The sequence below is a fragment of the Dactylosporangium sp. CA-052675 genome (assembly GCF_050947935.1).
Lineage (GTDB): Bacteria > Actinomycetota > Actinomycetes > Mycobacteriales > Micromonosporaceae > Dactylosporangium.
On the sequence record NZ_CP192010.1, the window covers coordinates 2,728,722 to 2,744,918 of the forward strand.

14 protein-coding genes are annotated in these 16,197 nt (G+C 73.7%); 8 read left to right on the forward strand and 6 right to left on the reverse strand.

The features are described from left to right. Positions 1-3: 3 nt before the first annotated feature. From ACQP1P_RS12315 to ACQP1P_RS12330, 4 genes are read left to right on the forward strand one after another with little or no spacing between them, the layout of a single operon-like run. Positions 4-1,746, forward strand: coding sequence for an ABC transporter substrate-binding protein (locus tag ACQP1P_RS12315; protein WP_433086096.1), 1,743 nt, complete (start codon positions 4-6; stop codon positions 1,744-1,746). A gap of 5 nt (positions 1,747-1,751) precedes the next feature. After that, positions 1,752-2,531 carry a serine hydrolase gene (locus ACQP1P_RS12320; protein ID WP_433086098.1) on the forward strand — a complete coding sequence of 260 codons (780 nt, stop codon included), beginning with the start codon at positions 1,752-1,754 and terminating at the stop codon, positions 2,529-2,531. After that, positions 2,528-3,625 (forward strand): mandelate racemase/muconate lactonizing enzyme family protein, encoded by a 1,098-nt coding sequence (locus tag ACQP1P_RS12325; protein WP_433086099.1) that lies wholly within the window; start codon positions 2,528-2,530, stop codon positions 3,623-3,625. The genes ACQP1P_RS12320 and ACQP1P_RS12325 overlap by 4 nt, the downstream gene beginning before the upstream one ends. Further along, positions 3,622-4,392, forward strand: coding sequence for an NlpC/P60 family protein (locus ACQP1P_RS12330; RefSeq protein WP_433086101.1), 771 nt, complete (start codon positions 3,622-3,624; stop codon positions 4,390-4,392). The genes ACQP1P_RS12325 and ACQP1P_RS12330 overlap by 4 nt, the downstream gene beginning before the upstream one ends. Here the strand turns inward: ACQP1P_RS12330 and ACQP1P_RS12335 are convergent. The 4 genes from ACQP1P_RS12335 to ACQP1P_RS12350 form a co-directional block, all read right to left on the reverse strand. Beyond that, positions 4,361-6,328, reverse strand: coding sequence for an N-acetylmuramoyl-L-alanine amidase (locus ACQP1P_RS12335; RefSeq protein WP_433086103.1), 1,968 nt, complete (start codon positions 6,326-6,328; stop codon positions 4,361-4,363). The two genes, ACQP1P_RS12330 and ACQP1P_RS12335, sit on opposite strands and share 32 nt — an antisense overlap. A 6-nt stretch (positions 6,329-6,334) precedes the next feature. Next, complete coding sequence (locus ACQP1P_RS12340) at positions 6,335-7,558, reverse strand: C39 family peptidase (protein ID WP_433086105.1); 1,224 nt, start codon at positions 7,556-7,558, stop codon at positions 6,335-6,337. Positions 7,559-7,662: 104 nt separating this feature from the next. Continuing rightward, entirely contained in the window at positions 7,663-8,568 is a 906-nt protein-coding gene (gene murQ, locus ACQP1P_RS12345) for an N-acetylmuramic acid 6-phosphate etherase (protein ID WP_433086107.1), read from the reverse strand. Continuing rightward, positions 8,565-9,461: a MurR/RpiR family transcriptional regulator gene (locus ACQP1P_RS12350; RefSeq protein ID WP_433086109.1), complete on the reverse strand. Its 897-nt coding sequence runs from the start codon at positions 9,459-9,461 to the stop codon at positions 8,565-8,567. Before ACQP1P_RS12350 ends, murQ begins: the two co-directional genes overlap by 4 nt. 53 nt (positions 9,462-9,514) lie before the next feature. On the opposite strand from ACQP1P_RS12350, the gene ACQP1P_RS12355 reads away from it, so the two are divergent. From ACQP1P_RS12355 to ACQP1P_RS12370, 4 genes are all read left to right on the forward strand, one after another. Beyond that, positions 9,515-10,474 carry an N-acetylglucosamine kinase gene (locus tag ACQP1P_RS12355; RefSeq protein WP_433086111.1) on the forward strand — a complete coding sequence of 320 codons (960 nt, stop codon included), beginning with the start codon at positions 9,515-9,517 and terminating at the stop codon, positions 10,472-10,474. Between the two features lie 75 nt (positions 10,475-10,549). Continuing rightward, on the forward strand, positions 10,550-11,959 hold the full coding sequence (gene ngcE / locus ACQP1P_RS12360; protein ID WP_433086113.1) for an N-acetylglucosamine/diacetylchitobiose ABC transporter substrate-binding protein: 1,410 nt from the start codon (positions 10,550-10,552) through the stop codon (positions 11,957-11,959). Positions 11,960-11,961: 2 nt separating this feature from the next. Further along, on the forward strand, positions 11,962-12,843 hold the full coding sequence (locus ACQP1P_RS12365; RefSeq protein ID WP_433086115.1) for a carbohydrate ABC transporter permease: 882 nt from the start codon (positions 11,962-11,964) through the stop codon (positions 12,841-12,843). Position 12,844: 1 nt separating this feature from the next. Further along, on the forward strand, positions 12,845-13,681 hold the full coding sequence (locus tag ACQP1P_RS12370) for a carbohydrate ABC transporter permease (RefSeq protein ID WP_433086117.1): 837 nt from the start codon (positions 12,845-12,847) through the stop codon (positions 13,679-13,681). 14 nt (positions 13,682-13,695) lie between these two features. Here the strand turns inward: ACQP1P_RS12370 and ACQP1P_RS12375 are convergent, their stop codons facing one another. Together ACQP1P_RS12375 and ACQP1P_RS12380 are read right to left on the reverse strand one after the other, a co-directional pair. Next, positions 13,696-14,883, reverse strand: coding sequence for an NAD(P)/FAD-dependent oxidoreductase (locus tag ACQP1P_RS12375; protein WP_433086119.1), 1,188 nt, complete (start codon positions 14,881-14,883; stop codon positions 13,696-13,698). Positions 14,884-14,892: 9 nt separating this feature from the next. Continuing rightward, on the reverse strand, positions 14,893-16,197 hold the full coding sequence (locus tag ACQP1P_RS12380; protein WP_433086121.1) for a family 16 glycosylhydrolase: 1,305 nt from the start codon (positions 16,195-16,197) through the stop codon (positions 14,893-14,895).

Below are 16,197 nucleotides of genomic sequence, written 5' to 3' on the forward strand. Positions count from 1 at the left end.
ACAATGCGCAGAGAACGCACGGCCGCCGTGCTGCTCACGCTCGTGGCGGGGCTCGGCGCCTGCACGAACAACACCAAGACCGGCGACGATCCGGGCGTCGACACCACCCGGCAGGCCAGCGGCGCGATCGCCACCGACCCGAAGGACTCGCAGGGCCCGGCCGCCGAGGTGCCCGGCGCGGCCAGGGGCGGCACCGTGACGGTCATCCGGCAGACGAAGATCGCGCACCTCGACCCCCAGCGCACCTACAGCTTCGTCGGGCTCAACGCCTCGCAGCTCTACGCCCGCCGGCTCACCACCTACAAGGACGACGGGCAGGGGCACGTGACGCTCGTCGGCGACCTCGCGACCACCCCGGGCACGGACGTCAACAAGGACTGCAGGACCTGGCGCTTCACCATCAAGGACGGGGTGAAGTTCGAGGACGGCTCGGCGATCACCGCCCGGGACATCGCCTACGGCATCGCGCGCTCCTTCGACCTGTCCCTCACCGGCGGCCCGACCTACATCCAGGAGTGGCTCGCCGACTCGCCCCAGTTCGACACCGCCTTCGACTTCAAGAGCGACAAGAGCGCGCTCCCGCCGGGGCTCACCGTCCCCGACGACCGGACGCTGCAGCTCACGTTCGCGAAGCCGCACTGCGACCTGCCCTTCGCCGCGTCCCTGCCGGCGACCGCGCCCGTGCCCGCGGCGAAGGACACCGGCACGCAGTACGACGCCCGGCCCGTCTCCTCCGGGCCGTACAAGATCACCAAGAACGAGGCCGGCACCCAGCTCACGATGGAGCGCAACACCGCGTGGGACCCGGCCACCGACGCGGTGCGCCACCAGTATCCCGACGCGTTCGTCTGGTCGTTCGGGCCCGACCCGGTGACCCAGACCAACCGGATCATCACCGACGGCGGGGCCGACCAGACCGCGGTCTCCTGGAACGGCGTCGACCCGTCGCTGGTGTCCAAGGTGGTCGGGGACGCGGCGCTCAAGGACCGCATCCTGCAGGCCCCGACGCCGCAGCACTTCACGCTCACCATCAACAACCAGCGGGTCACCGACCTCAAGGTGCGCCAGGCGCTCAACTACGCCATCGACCGCGACGGGCTCATCAAGACCCTCGGCGGGGCCACGTTCGCCGCGCCGGTCACGACGCTCATGCCGCCGGCGACGATCGGGTGGAAGCAGTACGACGCCTACCCGGCGGGCCGCAGCGGCGACCCGGCCAAGGCGAAGGAGCTGCTCGGCGGCGCGGCGAAGGAGCTCGTGCTCGCGTTCCCGGACGACGCGACGAACCAGGCCCTCAGCACCCAGCTGGCGGGCAACCTGGAGAAGGCCGGCTTCAAGATCACGCTGAAGGCGATCCCGGCCGACGCGTTCCTCGACGAGACCAAGAAGCGGGACAACCCCTGGGACCTCTACATCGGCTCCTGGGGCGCGGACTGGCCCAGCGGCGCCGCGATCCTGCCGGTGCTCTACGACGGCCGGGCGATCAAGGACGGCGGCAGCAACAACGGCGCCTCCTACCTCAACGCGCCCGCGCTGAACGCCGAGTTCGACCGGGTGCTCGCGCTGCCGGTCGAGCGGCAGGGCGCCGAATGGGCGAAGCTGGACGAGAGGATCATGCGCGAGTACGCGCCGGTGGTACCGCTCTACGTGCAGGTCATGTTCACGCTGCACGGCTCGAGGGTGCACGGCGTGTTCGTCGACAGCATCTTCGGCAGCCCGCAGTTCGTGAACACCTATGTGAAGTAGGCCGGATGACGAGCTACGTCTCGGTGTGGGTGGGTCGCCCCGGCGGCCCGCCCCGGCAGGTGCAGGACCCCGACCGCCTCCACGGCGCCGCGAGCACGATGAAGGTGGCCGTGCTCGCGGCGCTGTACCGCACCGGCGGCCTCGACGAGCCCGTGCCGGTCGTCAACGACTTCGCCAGCGCCCTGGGCGACGGCTCGCGGTACCGCAACGACCGCTCCTACGACGATGACGACGAGGTCTGGCCGCACCTCGGCACCGCCGTGCCCGCCCGGTGGCTGGCCCGCCGGATGATCGTGCGCTCCAGCAACCTGGCCACCAACCTGCTCCTGGCCCGCGTGGGCCTGCCCGCCGTGGCCGAGGTGTGGCGGCTCGCGGGCGCGGCGCACAGCGTGACCGCCCGCGGCATCGAGGACTACGCGGCCCGCGACGCCGGGCTGGACAACGTCGTCACCGCCGCCGACCTGGCCGCGCTGTTCTCCGCCCTGCACCGCGGCGCCCTCGCCGGGCCGCAGGCGTGCGCGGAGATGCTCGACCTGCTCGCCGACCAGCAGTGGCGCGTCGACCTCGCGGCCGGCCTGCCCGACGGGGTGCGCGTCGCGCACAAGAACGGCTGGATGACGGGGGTACGGCACAGCGCCGGCCTCGTCACCCCGCCCGACGCGGAGCCGTACGTGATCGCCGTCTGCACCACCGCGCGGGGCGTCCCGCCCGACGACTACGACGAGCGGGCCTGCCGCCGGATCGCCGAGATCTCCGCGGACGCCTGGGCGGAGCGGGGCCGATGACGATCGAGGCCGTCCGCACGCACCGGGTGAGCGTGCCGCTGCACACCCCGTTCGTCACCGCCCTGCGCACCGCCACGACCGTCGAGAGCCTGCTCGTCGAGGTCGTCGACGCCGACGGCCGCTCGGGCTTCGGCGAGGCCCCCGAGGTCTGGAAGGTCACCGGCGAGTCCGTCGCCGGGGCCGAGGCCTGCGTGGCCCAGCTCATCGGGCCCGCGCTCACCGGCCGCGACGCCGAGGACCTCAACGCGAACCTGCGCGCGGTCCAGGGCGCCGCCGTGCGCAACTTCGGGGCGAAGGCCGCGGCCGACACCGCCCTGCACGACCTCGCCGCCCGCCGCCTCGGCATCCCGCTCGTGCGGCTGCTCGGCGGCGCCCGGCTGCGCGTGCCCACCGACGTCACCCTGCCCGCGGGCGGCCCCGACGAGCTCGCCGCGGCCGCCGCCGCCCGGGTCGCCGAGGGCTTCCGGGTGCTGAAGGTCAAGGTGGGCAAGGGCGCCGGCGAGCGCGACGCGGCCGCCGCCGACGTCGCCCGCGTCGCCCGCATCCGCGCCGCGGCCGGCCCGGACGCCCGCATCCGCCTCGACGCCAACCAGGGCTGGACCCCGCGCGCCGCGGTGCGGGCCATCCGCGGGATGCAGGACGCGGGCCTGGACGTCGAGCTCGTCGAGCAGCCCGTGCCCGCGGCCGACCTCGACGGGCTGGCCTGGGTCAGCGCCCGGGTCGACGTGCCGATCCTGGCCGACGAGGCGGTCTTCGGGGTCCGCGACCTGACCGAGGTCATCCGCCGCCGCGCCGCCGACCTGGTGAACGTCAAGCTGGCCAAGTGCGGCGGCCTCGGCCCGGCCCGCACCCTGCTCGAGCTCGCCGCCGCGCACGGCGTCGGCACCATGGTCGGCTCGATGATGGAGACGGAGATCGGCGTCGGCGCCGCGGCCGCCCTCGTGGCCGCGTGCGGCACCACGGTCGTCTCCGACCTCGACGCGGCCTGGTTCCTGGGGGCCTCCCCGGTGACCGGCGGGCTGCGCTACGAAGGTGCCGAGGTCGTGCTGCCCGACGCGCCAGGACTGGGGCTGAGTCTCGAGGAGCCGCCATGACGCACACCGTGCGCATCCCGCTCGCCACGCTCTACCGCGACCCGCAGCACCGGACCCCGGCGAACGTCGTGACCCAGGCCCTGCTCGGCGACGCGGCCGAGGTCGAGGAGGTCCACGCCGACGGCTGGGCCCGGGTCACCCTGCCCGGCCAGGGCGACTACCCCGGCTGGCTGCCGATCACCCAGCTCGCGGAGGAGGCGCACCGCGACGGCCCGGTGTCCATGGTGGACGCCCTCTGGACGGACCTGCGGGACGAGCCGAACGGGACGCTCGCCATGCCCGGCGTCGCGCTCGGCACCCGGCTCGTCGCGGCCGGCCCGAGCCGCGACGGGTGGCGGCCCGTCCACGTGCCGGGGTCCGCCGGGCCGCTGTGGGTCGCCGAGTCCGACGTGCGCGCCGACGCGCCCGACCCCCTGCGGACCGCGCGGCGGCTGCTCGGCGCCGTGTACGTCTGGGGCGGCCTCTCCCCGCACGGCATCGACTGCTCCGGCCTCGTCCACCTCGCCTGGCGCCGCGCCGGGGTCCGGCTGCCCCGCGACGCCCGCGACCAGGCGGCCGCCGCCGAACCGGTGCCGCTGGGCCGGGAGCGCCGCGGCGACCTGTACTTCTTCGCGCTGCCCGGCGCCCGGGTCCACCACGTCGGCATCGTGGTGGAGCCGGGCGTCATGCTGCACGCGTGCGGCGACGCGCGGATCGTGGTCGAGGAGTCGCTGTCCCCGGCCCGGGCCGCGACCCTCACGGCCGCGGCGCGGCCGATCCTCCCGTGAGCGGCGACGGTACCAGCCGCACATCGTCGAGATTGACGAACATGAACCGGTGCCCGAACTGGATCTGCGCGTACCTCGTCTGGCCCCGAACGACCGTCCGGTCGCCCGGTGCGGAGCCGTCGAAGGAGACCGCGCGGTAGTACTCGCCGGGCACGATCCCCGCGACCGCGTACCGCTGGCCGGCCGCGAACGTGTACTGCAGCGGGGTGATCGCCTGGTAGGGCACGCCCGCCGGGTACGCCGCCGGCTCCGGGTACGCGCGGCCGTAGACGGGGATCGTCTCCTTGCCGGGCTTCGGCACCGCGACGAGGCCCGTCGCCCACTTCGCCGTGGGGTGCGCGGGCGGGTTGCGGAACCAGCCGCGCTGCCCGAGGTACCAGATCGCCGTCCAGTCCCCGGAGCGCCCGGCGACGGCGTAGGTCTGGCCGGCCGAGACCCGCGATCCGGTGTCGGACAGGGCCATCGTCGACGCCGAGCCGTCGGGGTGCAGCCCGGGGTCGCTCAGCAGCGGGGCGTTCGCGTCGGGCGCGGTGTGCAGGACCAGCGCGGAGGCGCCGTGGGAGGGGCAGGGGCCGTCCGTCGTACCGTCGCAGCCGGTGAACGCGGGCCGGTTCGCGTCGTAGTCCGGGTCGATGGTGACCAGCCCGGTGCGCGCCGTGCCCGTGCCGCGGAAGGGCGCGTGCAGCAGGTCGAAGTAGTGCCCCCAGTCCCAGTAGGGCGCCGGGTCCCAGTGCATCCCGGCCACGGTGGACGGCACGGTGCCCGGCACGTTGTCGTGGCCGACGATGTGGCCGCGGTCGAGCGGGACGTCGAGGCGGGCGGCGAGGTAGCGCACGAGCTTCGCCGACGCGCGGTACATCGCCTCGGTGTACCAGGCGCCCTCGGCCGCGAAGCCCTCGTGCTCGATGCCGACCGAGGTCGCGTTGACGTACCAGTTCCCGGCGTGCCACGCGACGTCCTTGGCCTTCACGTGCTGGGCCACGTGCCCGTCGGCCGAGCGGATGGTGTAGTTCCAGCTGACGTACGCCGGGTCCTGCACCAGCTGCACGGTGCGGTCGTAGTACTCCTCGGTGTCGTGGATGACGATGTACCGCACGCGCTGGCTCGCCGGGCGGTCGCCGAGGTCGTGGTTGCCGTAGTCCCCGCCGCCGAGATCCGCGTACGGGGCCGGGATCCACTCGCAGGGCAGGTCCGGCGGGCACTCGACGCCGTCCGGCCGCGGCGGCCGGCGCAGCCCGAGCCGGTCGAGCCAGGCCACCTGCGGGTGCACCGCGGCGTGCGCGCTCAGCGTCACGTGCTCGCCGTCGTCGGTGACCCGGTCGGCGCCGTCGCGCAGCGTCGCGTACACCTCGTCGGCGAAGTCCCCGGCCGCGTCGGCGGTGTCCGCGCCGCTGTAGCGGGCCACGGCGCCGTACCAGGCGGCCGGGTCGCTGCCGGCCCCGCCCGGTGCGCCGAGGTCGCGCTGGTAGGAGGCCAGCAGCGCGGCGCCGCCCCGGATGTTGTCCCGCGCGTCGGTGCGCAGCCGCTGCTCGGCGAGCCCGGTGAGCTCGGCGGCCCGGCCGAGGGTCTGCGTCCCCGGGGCCGCCACGGCGCCCGGGCTGTCCACGGTGGACGGTCGTGCGGCGTCGCCCCGCGCGTCGCCGAGGCCGTCGTGGCGCGCGGTCACCGCGGCGGCGTCGGTGAGGTGCATGGGGCCGAAGCCGCCGCTGGTGCTGGGGGCGCCGCGGTTGGTGTCCCACCGCGACTCCAGGTAGGACACGGCGAGGAGCACGCCGGCCGGCACCCCGGCGGCGTTCGCGGCATCGGTGAAGTCCTGCTGGCGTCCGGCCGGCGCCGCGCTGGCCGCGCTGGCCGCGCTGGCCGCGCTGGCCGCGCTGGCCAGGCCGGGGGCGACGAGGATCGCGGCGCCGAGCACCGCGACGGCGAGGATTCTCATGTCGGCCTACCAATTCTCCGAGCCGGGCACGCGGGGCAGCGCCTTGCCCGGCGGTGCGATGAGGTATGCGATGCCGCCGCTGCCGGAGGCGACCGACCCGTCCGCGCGGTGGCGCTTGGTGCGCAGCCACACCTGCTCGAACTCGGTGCGCGGGTAGACGTTGCGGACCGCGTCGTCCGACGACGAGGCCGGGTCGTTGACGATGACGTCGCCGGTCGCGGTGAACCCGACGACCACGAACAGGTGCCCGGAGGTCGAGTAGTTCGCGCCGGTGAGCTCCGAGGCGAGGAACGACTGCGAGGTGACGACCGGGATGCCGGCCGCGACGAAGCGCTCCAGCTCGTCGAGGGAGTGCAGCCGGGTCACGATGCCGGTCAGCCCGAACGTCGCCGCGTAGGCGGTGTTGAACGGCCAGTTCCCGGCGCCGGCGTAGGTGTAGTCGTAGGTCATCCGGGCCGCGTGGTCCACCTGCGGGTCGGCGTAGGAGGGGTCGACCCAGGCGAGGTCGGCGGCGCTGGGCCCGCGGCCCCAGTACTCGACGACCATCTCGGTCGAGGTGGGGGAGCACCACGCCTCGCCGCCGCCGTCGTACTGCGGGTACTGTCCGATGTGGATGTTCTGCGAGTACCGCGGGACGCTCAGCTCCCGGCCCCAGGCGATGTGCCCGGCGCTCGGGGCGACCGTGAACCGGTCCGGCACGTTGGAGACCATCGCGCCGATCTGCCGGACCCGCGGGAACGCGGGCAGGCCGGGCTTGCGGAACAGGGTCACGCGGAGGCGGTAGCTGTCCAGCAGCACGCCCTCGGACACGTCGTCGATGGAGAACGTGTCCGTGTAGACGGTGGAGTGGGCGTCGCCCTGACCGTCCACCGAGGACCGTTGGATGTCCCGGTCGCCCGAGGCCCAGCGGCCCATGACGTAGGCCGGGGTGCTCTCGCCGTTGGTGTACGTGCCCAGCAGCTCGACCTGCAGCCAGGTGCCCGCGGGCGTGTCGGCGTTCCAGGAGGCGACGAGCTCGCTCGCGCCGAAGCCGGCGCGCTGTCGCGGTGAGGTCCAGGTGGCGGTCTCCCAGCCGTCCGCGTTGCCGCGTTGCCAGTGCTGGAAGGTGCGCCACCGGTGGAAGGAGATCTGTTCGTCGTGCCTGACCGGGGTGGCAGGTGGTGCGCCGAGTGGTGCGCCGAGCGGTGCGGCGAGCACGGCGGTCGCGACCAGGGCCGGGATGAGGGCCATCGCTCCTCCAGGGGAAACCTGAGGCGATTGATTGATGGCACGCTATACCGCCACCGGCATCGATGTCGATACCTTCCAACCAGATCCGGTCCGATGAAGGTTTTTTACCGACCGTGCAGCTCGGCCAGGGCCGCGTGCACCACGCCGTCCGAGCGCTCCAGGGCGCGGCGGGCGTTCGCGGCCGGGGTCTGGGCCAGCAGCGCCACCAGGGCGACCTTCGACTCGCCGCCCGCCTCGGCCAGGGCGGCCGTGCAGGCCTCCGCGGGCAGCCCGGTCGCCTGGGCGAGCATGCGCACCTGGCGGCCGCGCAGCTTGTGGTTGCTCGCGACCATGTCGGTCATCAGGTTCGAGTACGTGCGGCCGAGCCGGACCATGACCGCCGTCGACAGCGCGTTGAGCACCAGCTTCTGGGCGGTGCCGGCCTTCATGCGGGTCGAGCCGGTGATCGCCTCCGGGCCGGTGTCGACCGCGATGACCACGTCGGCCAGCTCGGCCAGCGGCGCGTTCGGGTTCGCGGAGATCAGCACGGTGCCGGCCCCGGCGGCGCGGGCGGCGCGCAGCGCTCCGCCGACGTACGGGGTGGCGCCGCTGGCCGTCGCGCCCACGGCGAGGTCCCCCGCGACCAGCTCGGCCGCCGCGGCCGCGCCGAGCTCGGCGTCGTCCTCCACGCCCTCGGCCGCGGTGTGCAGGGCCGGCAGCCCGCCCGCGATGTGGGCGACGACCCGCTCGTAGCCGACGCCGAACGTGGGGTGCAGCTCGGCGGCGTCCAGCACCGCCATGCGGCCCGAGGTCCCCGCGCCGAAGTAGTGCATGCGCCCGCCCGTGCGCAGGGCGGTCACGGCGAGCTCGACGGCCTCGGCGACGTCGGGCAGTACCGCCGAGACCGCCGGAGCGACCTTGGCGTCCTCGGCGTTGATCAGCCGGAGCATGTCGAGCGTGGGCAGCTGGTCGATGTAGACCGTGTGCGGGTTGCGCTCCTCGGTGGGCGAGACCCCGGGGGAGACGCTCACCAGCGGCCCCGATCGGCCTTGGTCCGCCGGCTTCGCACCGCGTCGCGGGTCGACTCCAGGGCTGTGCGGGTGCGGTCGTAGGTGCGCTGGGCGACGCCGACGAACACGCAGTCGACCACGGTGAGCTGGGCCAGCCGGCTGGCCATGGCACCCGAGCGGAACGTGGTCTCCCGCGCGGCCGTGGTCAGCACCAGGTCGGCGACGCGCGTGATCGGCGACTTCGGGAAGTTGGTGAGTGCGACCGTCGTCGCCCCCCGCCGCCCGGCCTCGGCGAAGGCCTCCATGGTGTCCACGGTGGTGCCCGTGTGCGAGATGCCGACCGCGACGTCGCCCTCGCCGAGCAGGGCCGCGCTGGTCAGCGCCAGGTGCAGGTCCGACCACGCGTAGGCGGTCAGCCCGATGCGGTGCAGCTTCGTCTGGAAGTCCTGGGCCACGAACGCGCTCGCGCCCACACCGTAGATGTCGATGCGGCGGGCCGCGGCGATCGCGGTGACGACCTTGCCCAGCGCCTCCAGGTCGAGCTGGGCGGCGGTCTCCTCGACGGCCCGGGCGTCGGCGTAGGCGATGGTCTTGACCACCTGGCCGAGGTCGTCGGAGCGGCTGATGTCGCTGCCGATCGCCTCCTGGGCCGGGTCGTCCTGCACCCGCCCGGCCTCGGCGGCGAGCTTGAGCCGCAGCTCGGGGTAGCCGGAGACGCCGATGGCGCGGCAGAAGCGGATGACCGTGGTCTCGGAGGTGTCGGCGCGCTTGGCCAGCTCCGTGATCGTCATCTGCGCGGCGGTGGCCGCCTCCTCGATGATGATCCGGCCGACCCGCTGTTCGGCGCGTGACAGCGAGGGCAGGAGCCCGCGGATCTTCACGGCGGTGGAGACCTGGCGAGCGTCGTCCGTCATGTGGAAAAGTTTCCGTTGCCTCGTCGGTTTCGTCAATGGAATGCGGTGACGCGATGCTTGAGCCCCTGGTCATCGGTGTTGACGCGGGCGCCACGACCACGCGGTGCGCGCTGAGTGACCTGCACGGCACCGTCCTGGCACGGGCGGAGTCGGGCGGTGCCAACCGCAACTCGAGCGGCGCGGCGCCGGCGGAGGTGCTCACGGTCGCGCTGCGCAATCTACTCGCCCGGTCCGGGGACGACGCCGGGCGGGTCACGCTCGGGGTGGTCGGGATCGCGGGCGGGGCGGCCGTGCGGGCCGCGACCCAGGCGGCGGCCGAGGCGGCCTGGCGCGCGGCCGGGCTCGGCGGGCGCGTGGTCGCGGTGACCGACCTCGAGGTCGGCTTCGCCGCGGGTTCGCCGGCGCCGGACGGGCTGCTGCTGCTCGCCGGCACCGGGGCGGTCGGGGCCGCGTTCGCGGGCGGGCGGCTGACGCACCGCTGCGACGGGTACGGCTGGCTGCTCGGCGACGAGGGCTCGGCGGTCTGGCTCGGCCGCGCGGGCCTGCGCGCCGTGCTGCGCGCGCTCGACGGCCGCGGCCCGGCCACGGCGCTCACCGGATCGCTGAGCTCCCTGCTCGGCGTCCCGGCCGGCGACGACCAGGCCCTGCTGCGCGCCGCGTTCGACCGCCCGCCCGCCGCGCTCGGTGCCCTCGCGCCGGCCGTGAGCGCGCTCGCCGCGGACGGCGACGCGGTGGCGGTGGCGCTCGTCGAGGAGGCCGCGGGGCATCTGCTGCACACCCTGGAGACGGTCGCCGGGCGCGCCGCGTTGCCCCGGCCGGCCGTCGTGCTCGCGGGCTCCGTCCTGCTCTCGCCCGGCCCGGTGGCCGAACGCATCCGGGCGGCCGTGCTCCAGCGTTACCGGATCGTGCCCATGGCGGCGACGTACGGCCCGGCGGGGGCCCTCTGGCTGGCGATCACGCAGGTCATCGGCGCCGCCCCGGATGCCCGGGTACACGCCCGCCTGACCCGGTAACAATCTACCGCCTCTTGCAAGTTTGGTTGGAAACCTTCATTGTCATCGACAGACGTCCCTTGTGAAGGAGCGGCGATGAGTCTTCTTTCCCGGCGGGCCCTGCTCGGCTCGAGCGCCCTGGCCGCCGCCTCGGCCACCCTGGGCGCGTGCGCGCTGTCCGGCGGCGGCGGCGACAAGCCCTCCAGCACCGAGCAGGGCGCGAAGAACGCCGCGAACCCGCTCGGCGTCAAGGAGGACGCGCCGCTGGAGATCGTCATCTTCAACGGCGGCTTCGGCGAGGACTACGCCAAGGCGCACGAGGCGATGTACAGCGAGCGGTACCCGAAGGCGCAGGTCAAGCACTCGGCGACGCAGCAGATCGGCCAGACGCTGCAGCCCCGCTTCGTCGACGGCAGCCCGCCGGACGTCATCGACAACTCCGGCGCCGGCCAGATCGACTTCAACGGCCTCGTCTCGCAGGGCGCCCTGGCCGACCTCGGCCCGCTGCTGGACGCGCCCAGCATCGACGACCCGGCCAGGAAGGTGCGCGACACGCTCCTGCCCGGCTCGCTGCTGCCCGGCACCTACGACGGCAGGACGATGGCGCTCAACTACACCTACACCGTCTACGGGATCTGGTACTCCGCCAAGCTCATGCGGGACAAGGGGTGGCAGTACCCGAAGACGTGGGACGAGATGATCGCCCTGTGCAAGACCATCAAGGCCGCCGGCATCGCGCCCTGGACCTATCAGGGCAAGCATCCGCGGTACATGTCGTGGCCGATCCTGTCCGCCGCGGCGAAGCTGGCCGGCCAGGACGTGCTCGTGGCCATCGACAACCTCGAGCCCAACGCGTGGAAGCACGAGGCGATCCTCACCGCCGCGGACGCCTACTCGCAGCTGGCGGTCGACGGCTACATCATGCCCGGCTCGGAGGGGCTCGACCACATCCAGTCGCAGACCGAGTGGTGCAAGGGCAAGGCCGTGTTCATCTCGTGCGGCTCCTGGCTGGAGAGCGAGCAGAAGGCCGTCACGCCGCCCGACTTCCAGATGACGGTCGCGCCGACGCCGAGCCTGTCCGCCTCCGACAAGCTGCCGTTCGAGGCGCTGCGGGGCACGACCGGCGAGCCGTTCATCGTGCCGGCCAAGGCCAAGAACGTCGCGGGCGGGCTGGAGTACCTGCGCGTCATGCTGTCGAAGAAGGGCGCGACCGACTTCACCAACCGGGTCGCGAGCCTCACCTGCGTCGCCGGGCTCGACGAGGGCGTGAACCTGCCGCCCGGGCTGGCCTCGGTCACCAAGGCGCTCAAGGCCTCCGGTGACAAGGGCTTCAACTGGGTGTACAACTCCTACTACCGCAAGCTGGAGCGCGAGCTCGTCGACGCCGCGTGCGGGGCGCTGTTCACCAAGCAGATCAACGCCAAGCAGTTCGTCGAGCAGTGCCAGAAGGGCGCGGACGCGATCGCGAAGGACGACTCCATCAAGAAGTACAAGCGGAGCAGCTGAGGATGCGCCACGGTCGGCGCCTGTTCGCCATCACGTTCCTGCTGCCCGCCGTGGCGGTCTACGCCGTCTTCGTCGTCTCGCCCTACCTGCAGGCGTTCCAGGTCTCCACGACCAACTGGCGCGGCCTGAGCCCGACGTGGGACTACGTCGGGACGGGCAACTTCACGCGGCTGCTGTCGGACGAGTACTTCTGGAACGCCCTGCGGCACAACGCCGTCCTGCTCGCGGTGCTGCCCGTCGCCACCATCGTGCTGGGCCTGTTCTTCGCGTCCATGCTGAACATCCACGGCGTGCGCTTCGCCGCCGTGTACCGCATCGTGTACTTCTTCCCGCAGGTGCTCTCGGTGGCCATCATCGGCGTGCTCTGGCGCGAGATGTACGCCCCGAACGGCGGCCTCGTCAACGGCTTCCTGCGCGCCGTCGGGCTGGGCTCGCTCGGCCGCACCTGGCTCGGCGACCCCGACGTGGCCTTCTGGGCGGTGCTCGTCGTGATGGTGTGGAGCAACGTCGGCTTCTACGTGGTGCTCTTCGGCGCCGCGATGTCCGCGATCCCGCGCGAGATCTACGAGGCCGTCATGCTCGACGGCGCGAGCCGCTCCACCACCCTGTGGCGCATCACCGTGCCGCTGCTGTGGGACACGATTCAGGTGGCGTGGGTGTACCTCGCCATCATCGCCCTGGACGGGTTCGCCCTCGTGCAGATCATCACCAACGGCGGCCCCGGGTTCAGCACCGACGTGGTGGGACTGCGGCTCTACAACACGGCCTTCGGCGACGCCAAGTTCGGCTACGCCTCCGCGATCGGCGTCGCGATGTTCTTCGTGACGCTCTCGGTCGCGATCGCGTCCCTGCGCCTCACCCGCCGCGAACGCATCGAGTACTGACGTGCGCCCCCGCCTCGGCAACGCCTTCTCCCACGTCTTCCTCTTCGGCTGGGCGCTGCTCACCACCTTCCCGCTGCTGTGGGCGGTGGTCAGCTCCTTCAAGAGCGACGACGAGATCCTGACGGACGCCTGGAGCCTGCCGGCGTCGCTGCGCTTCTCGAACTGGGCGCGCGCCTGGAACGAGGCCCACATGGGCCGCTACTTCCTCAACAGCGCCATCGTGGTCGCCGGCGCGCTGGCCCTGACCATGCTGCTGGGCGCCATGGCCGCGTACGTCCTGGCCCGCTACGAGCTGCGCGGGATGCGCGTCGTGTACTACGCCTTCGCCGGCGGCATGGTCTTCCCGGTGTTCCTGGCCCTGGTGCCGCTCTTCTTCGTGGTCAAGAACCTGGGCCTGCTCGGCACGCTGCCCGGCCTGATCCTCGTCTACACCGCGTACTCGCTGCCGTTCACGGTGTTCTTCCTGACCGCGTTCTTCCGCACCCTGCCGGCGGCCGTGGCCGAGGCGGCCCTCGTGGACGGGTGCTCGCACTGGAGCCTGTTCTTCCGCATCATGCTGCCGATGGCCCGGCCGGGGCTGATCAGCGTGGGCATCTTCAACTTCCTGACGCAGTGGAACCAGTACATCTTCCCGATCGTGCTGCTGCAGGGCGAGGGCAGCGAGAAGCGCTGGGTCCTGGCGCAGGGCCTCACCGCCCTGGCCGTGAACGAGGGCTACGCGGGCGACTTCGGCGGCCTGTTCGCGGGCATGACGATCGCGATGCTGCCGGTGCTGCTGCTGTACCTGGTCTTCCAGCGCCAGGTCCAGTCCGGCCTCACCGCCGGCCACCTCAAGTAGCGCGGCGGGGCGGCTCAGGTGGCGGCCATGATGCGGGCGAGGTTGTCCGGGGCGAAGTACTCCTCGATCGGCGTGCTGCCCTGCATGACGCCGAAGAAGCGGGTCGACTCCGCCGGGCTCGCCGCGATCGTGGCGAACAGCGCGGCCATCTGCGGGCTCGGCGGCTCCATCGACGCCAGCTGGCAGGTCAGCTCCAGGGCCGGCCGGAAGCGGCGGTCGCGCTCCTGCGCGTAGGCCTGCACGGCCGCGTCCAGGTCGCCGCCGCGGAGTCCGGTGTGGACCGCGTCGGCCAGCAGCTGCGCGGACACGAAGGCGTCGGTGATGCCCGCGGCCATCACCGGGTCCTTGTGGTAGCCGGCGTCGCCCACCAGGGCCCAGCCCGGGCCGGCCGGCGTGCGGAAGAAGTTCGGCACGTCGGCGGTCGCGTGCATGCGCCCGGCCCGTTCGGCGGCGGCGACCCGGGCGGCCACGGACGGTACCCGCGCCAGGGCCTCGGCGTACTGGGCCTCCACGTCGGTGCGGAAGTCGCGGAACTGCGCGCTCGGGCACGCCACGAACACGCAGGTCGCGTCGTCGTTGGTCGGGAAGAGCACCACCGCGCGGTCGCCCAGCTGGTAGATCTCGGCGGTGTCGCGGGGCTGCAGGCCGCGGTAGTAGGCGTAGTAGCACGCGGTCAGCGACGGGGTGTCGTGGTAGGTGCCGGCACCCGCCTCGCGGGCCACCACCGAGCGCAGGCCGTCCGCGCCGATGACGATCCGGGCGCGCTGCTCGAAGCCGTCGCCGCGGACCCCGCACACGCGGCCGGACTCGTCGCGCAGCAGGCCCTCGACGGTCACGCCCTCGCGCACCTCGGCCCCGGCCGCGCGGGCGGCGTCCAGGAGGATGGCGTCGAGCACGGTCCGGCGCACGCAGTACGGGTGCGCGGCGCCGTCCGAGGGCGGGGGCGGGGCGCTGATGACGAACGGGCCGAAGTCCATGGTGAACCGCGCGAGCCGCGGGGCGCCGGCGTTCGCGACGGCATCGTGCAGGCCCCAGCGGCGCAGCAGGGCCATCCCCGGCACGTGCACGAGGTGCGTCGAGGTCACGTCGCTCGGGAACGTGGCCCGGTCGAGCAGGAGCACCCGGTGGCCGGCCCGGGCGAGCAGCATGGCGGTCGGGGAGCCGGCGACGCGCGCGCCGACCACGATGGCATCGAAGCTCACGCCGCGACCCTATCGCCACCAGTGCACGGAATCGACGTACATCGTCTGCGGAAACGGCGTCGAGGGCGGCGGGATGCCCGGCCAGCGGCCGCCGACGGCCACGTTCAGCAGCAGGTAGGCGGGGCGCTCGAACACCCACGCCTGCTTGGCGCCGAGGTCCTCGCGGCGCAGGGTCGCCTGCACGACGCCGTCGACCGACCACTGCAGGACGCCGGGCCACCACTCCAGGCCGTACCGGTGCATGCCCTTCTCGGGCCCACCGGCGGGCCTCGCGGTGAACGGGCGCTCCCAGCCGCGCTCGGAGCCGTCGGGCCCGTGGAAGGTGCCGTGCACGGTGCCCGGCTCGCCGGCGCCGAGGGACTCCATCAGGTCGATCTCGCCGGCCTGGGGCCAGCCGGCGGTGGCGACGTCCGCGCCGAGCATCCAGAACGCCGGGAGCAGGCCCCTGCCCGGGGGCACCTGCAGCACGCCCTCGATCCGCCCGTACAGCCCCTCGAACGCGCTCCTGATCCGGACCGACGTGTACGTCCCGCCGTCGTGGCGCGCGGTGACGGCCAGCCGCCCGTCGCCGGTGAGCGCCCCGTTCGCCGCATCCTGCGTGTACTCCTGCAGCTCCCCGTTGCCCCACCCCCCGCCGCCGAGCTCGTGCCGCCAGCCCGGCAGCAGCGCGGTGCCGGCCGCCCCGTCGAACTCCTCGGCCAGCTCCGCGCGCAGGGGGTCGGTGCCGGTGCGCGCCATGGTGGCGGTGACGGCCGCGACCCCGGCGAGGTTGCGCAGCGCGCCGACCGTGAGCCGGGCCGCGTCGCCGGTGACGGGGACGAGCACCATGGCGTGGCGCACCCGCCCGGCCCCGGTGCCGGCGAGCCGGACCTCCCGCGCGTCGCCGCCGGGCAGCGTCACGCTCACCGACGCCTCCGGGGCCGCGCCCCGCTCGGGGGCCGAGAGCGAGAGGGTCACGGCGTAGGTGCCCGGCTCCGGCACCGGGAGCGTGAACGTCGGCGTGCCGCTGCGGGTGTACCGGTACGGCGCCGGACTCCCCGCGCCGAGCGCCCTGGGCGCGCTGCCGCCGGCGACGACCCCGGCGTCGGGGTCCCACGCGTTGCCGGCCGCGTCGGTGACGCCCTCGGGCGCGGCGGTCCACCGGTGCGTCCAGCCGACCCCGGCGGTGATCTGCGTCGAGGAGGTCCGCGTGAGCACCCGCCCCGCACGGTCGCCGCCCCCGTGGGGCAGGACGAGGGCCGCGGCCGCGGCCAGCGCGGCGACGACGAGCGCGGCGATCCCGGCCCGTCGGGCCCGCGGGCGCAGCGACACCAT

Coding starts and splice junctions, on each gene's coding strand:
- ACQP1P_RS12315 (WP_433086096.1), top strand. CDS start 4: ATGCGCAGAGAACGCACGGCCGCCGTGCTGCTCACGCTCGTGGCGGGG.
- ACQP1P_RS12320 (WP_433086098.1), top strand. CDS start 1,752: ATGACGAGCTACGTCTCGGTGTGGGTGGGTCGCCCCGGCGGCCCGCCC.
- ACQP1P_RS12325 (WP_433086099.1), top strand. CDS start 2,528: ATGACGATCGAGGCCGTCCGCACGCACCGGGTGAGCGTGCCGCTGCAC.
- ACQP1P_RS12330 (WP_433086101.1), top strand. CDS start 3,622: ATGACGCACACCGTGCGCATCCCGCTCGCCACGCTCTACCGCGACCCG.
- ACQP1P_RS12335 (WP_433086103.1), bottom strand. CDS start 6,328: ATGAGAATCCTCGCCGTCGCGGTGCTCGGCGCCGCGATCCTCGTCGCC.
- ACQP1P_RS12340 (WP_433086105.1), bottom strand. CDS start 7,558: ATGGCCCTCATCCCGGCCCTGGTCGCGACCGCCGTGCTCGCCGCACCG.
- ACQP1P_RS12350 (WP_433086109.1), bottom strand. CDS start 9,461: ATGACGGACGACGCTCGCCAGGTCTCCACCGCCGTGAAGATCCGCGGG.
- ACQP1P_RS12355 (WP_433086111.1), top strand. CDS start 9,515: ATGCTTGAGCCCCTGGTCATCGGTGTTGACGCGGGCGCCACGACCACG.
- ngcE (WP_433086113.1), top strand. CDS start 10,550: ATGAGTCTTCTTTCCCGGCGGGCCCTGCTCGGCTCGAGCGCCCTGGCC.
- ACQP1P_RS12365 (WP_433086115.1), top strand. CDS start 11,962: ATGCGCCACGGTCGGCGCCTGTTCGCCATCACGTTCCTGCTGCCCGCC.
- ACQP1P_RS12380 (WP_433086121.1), bottom strand. CDS start 16,197: ATGGTGTCGCTGCGCCCGCGGGCCCGACGGGCCGGGATCGCCGCGCTC.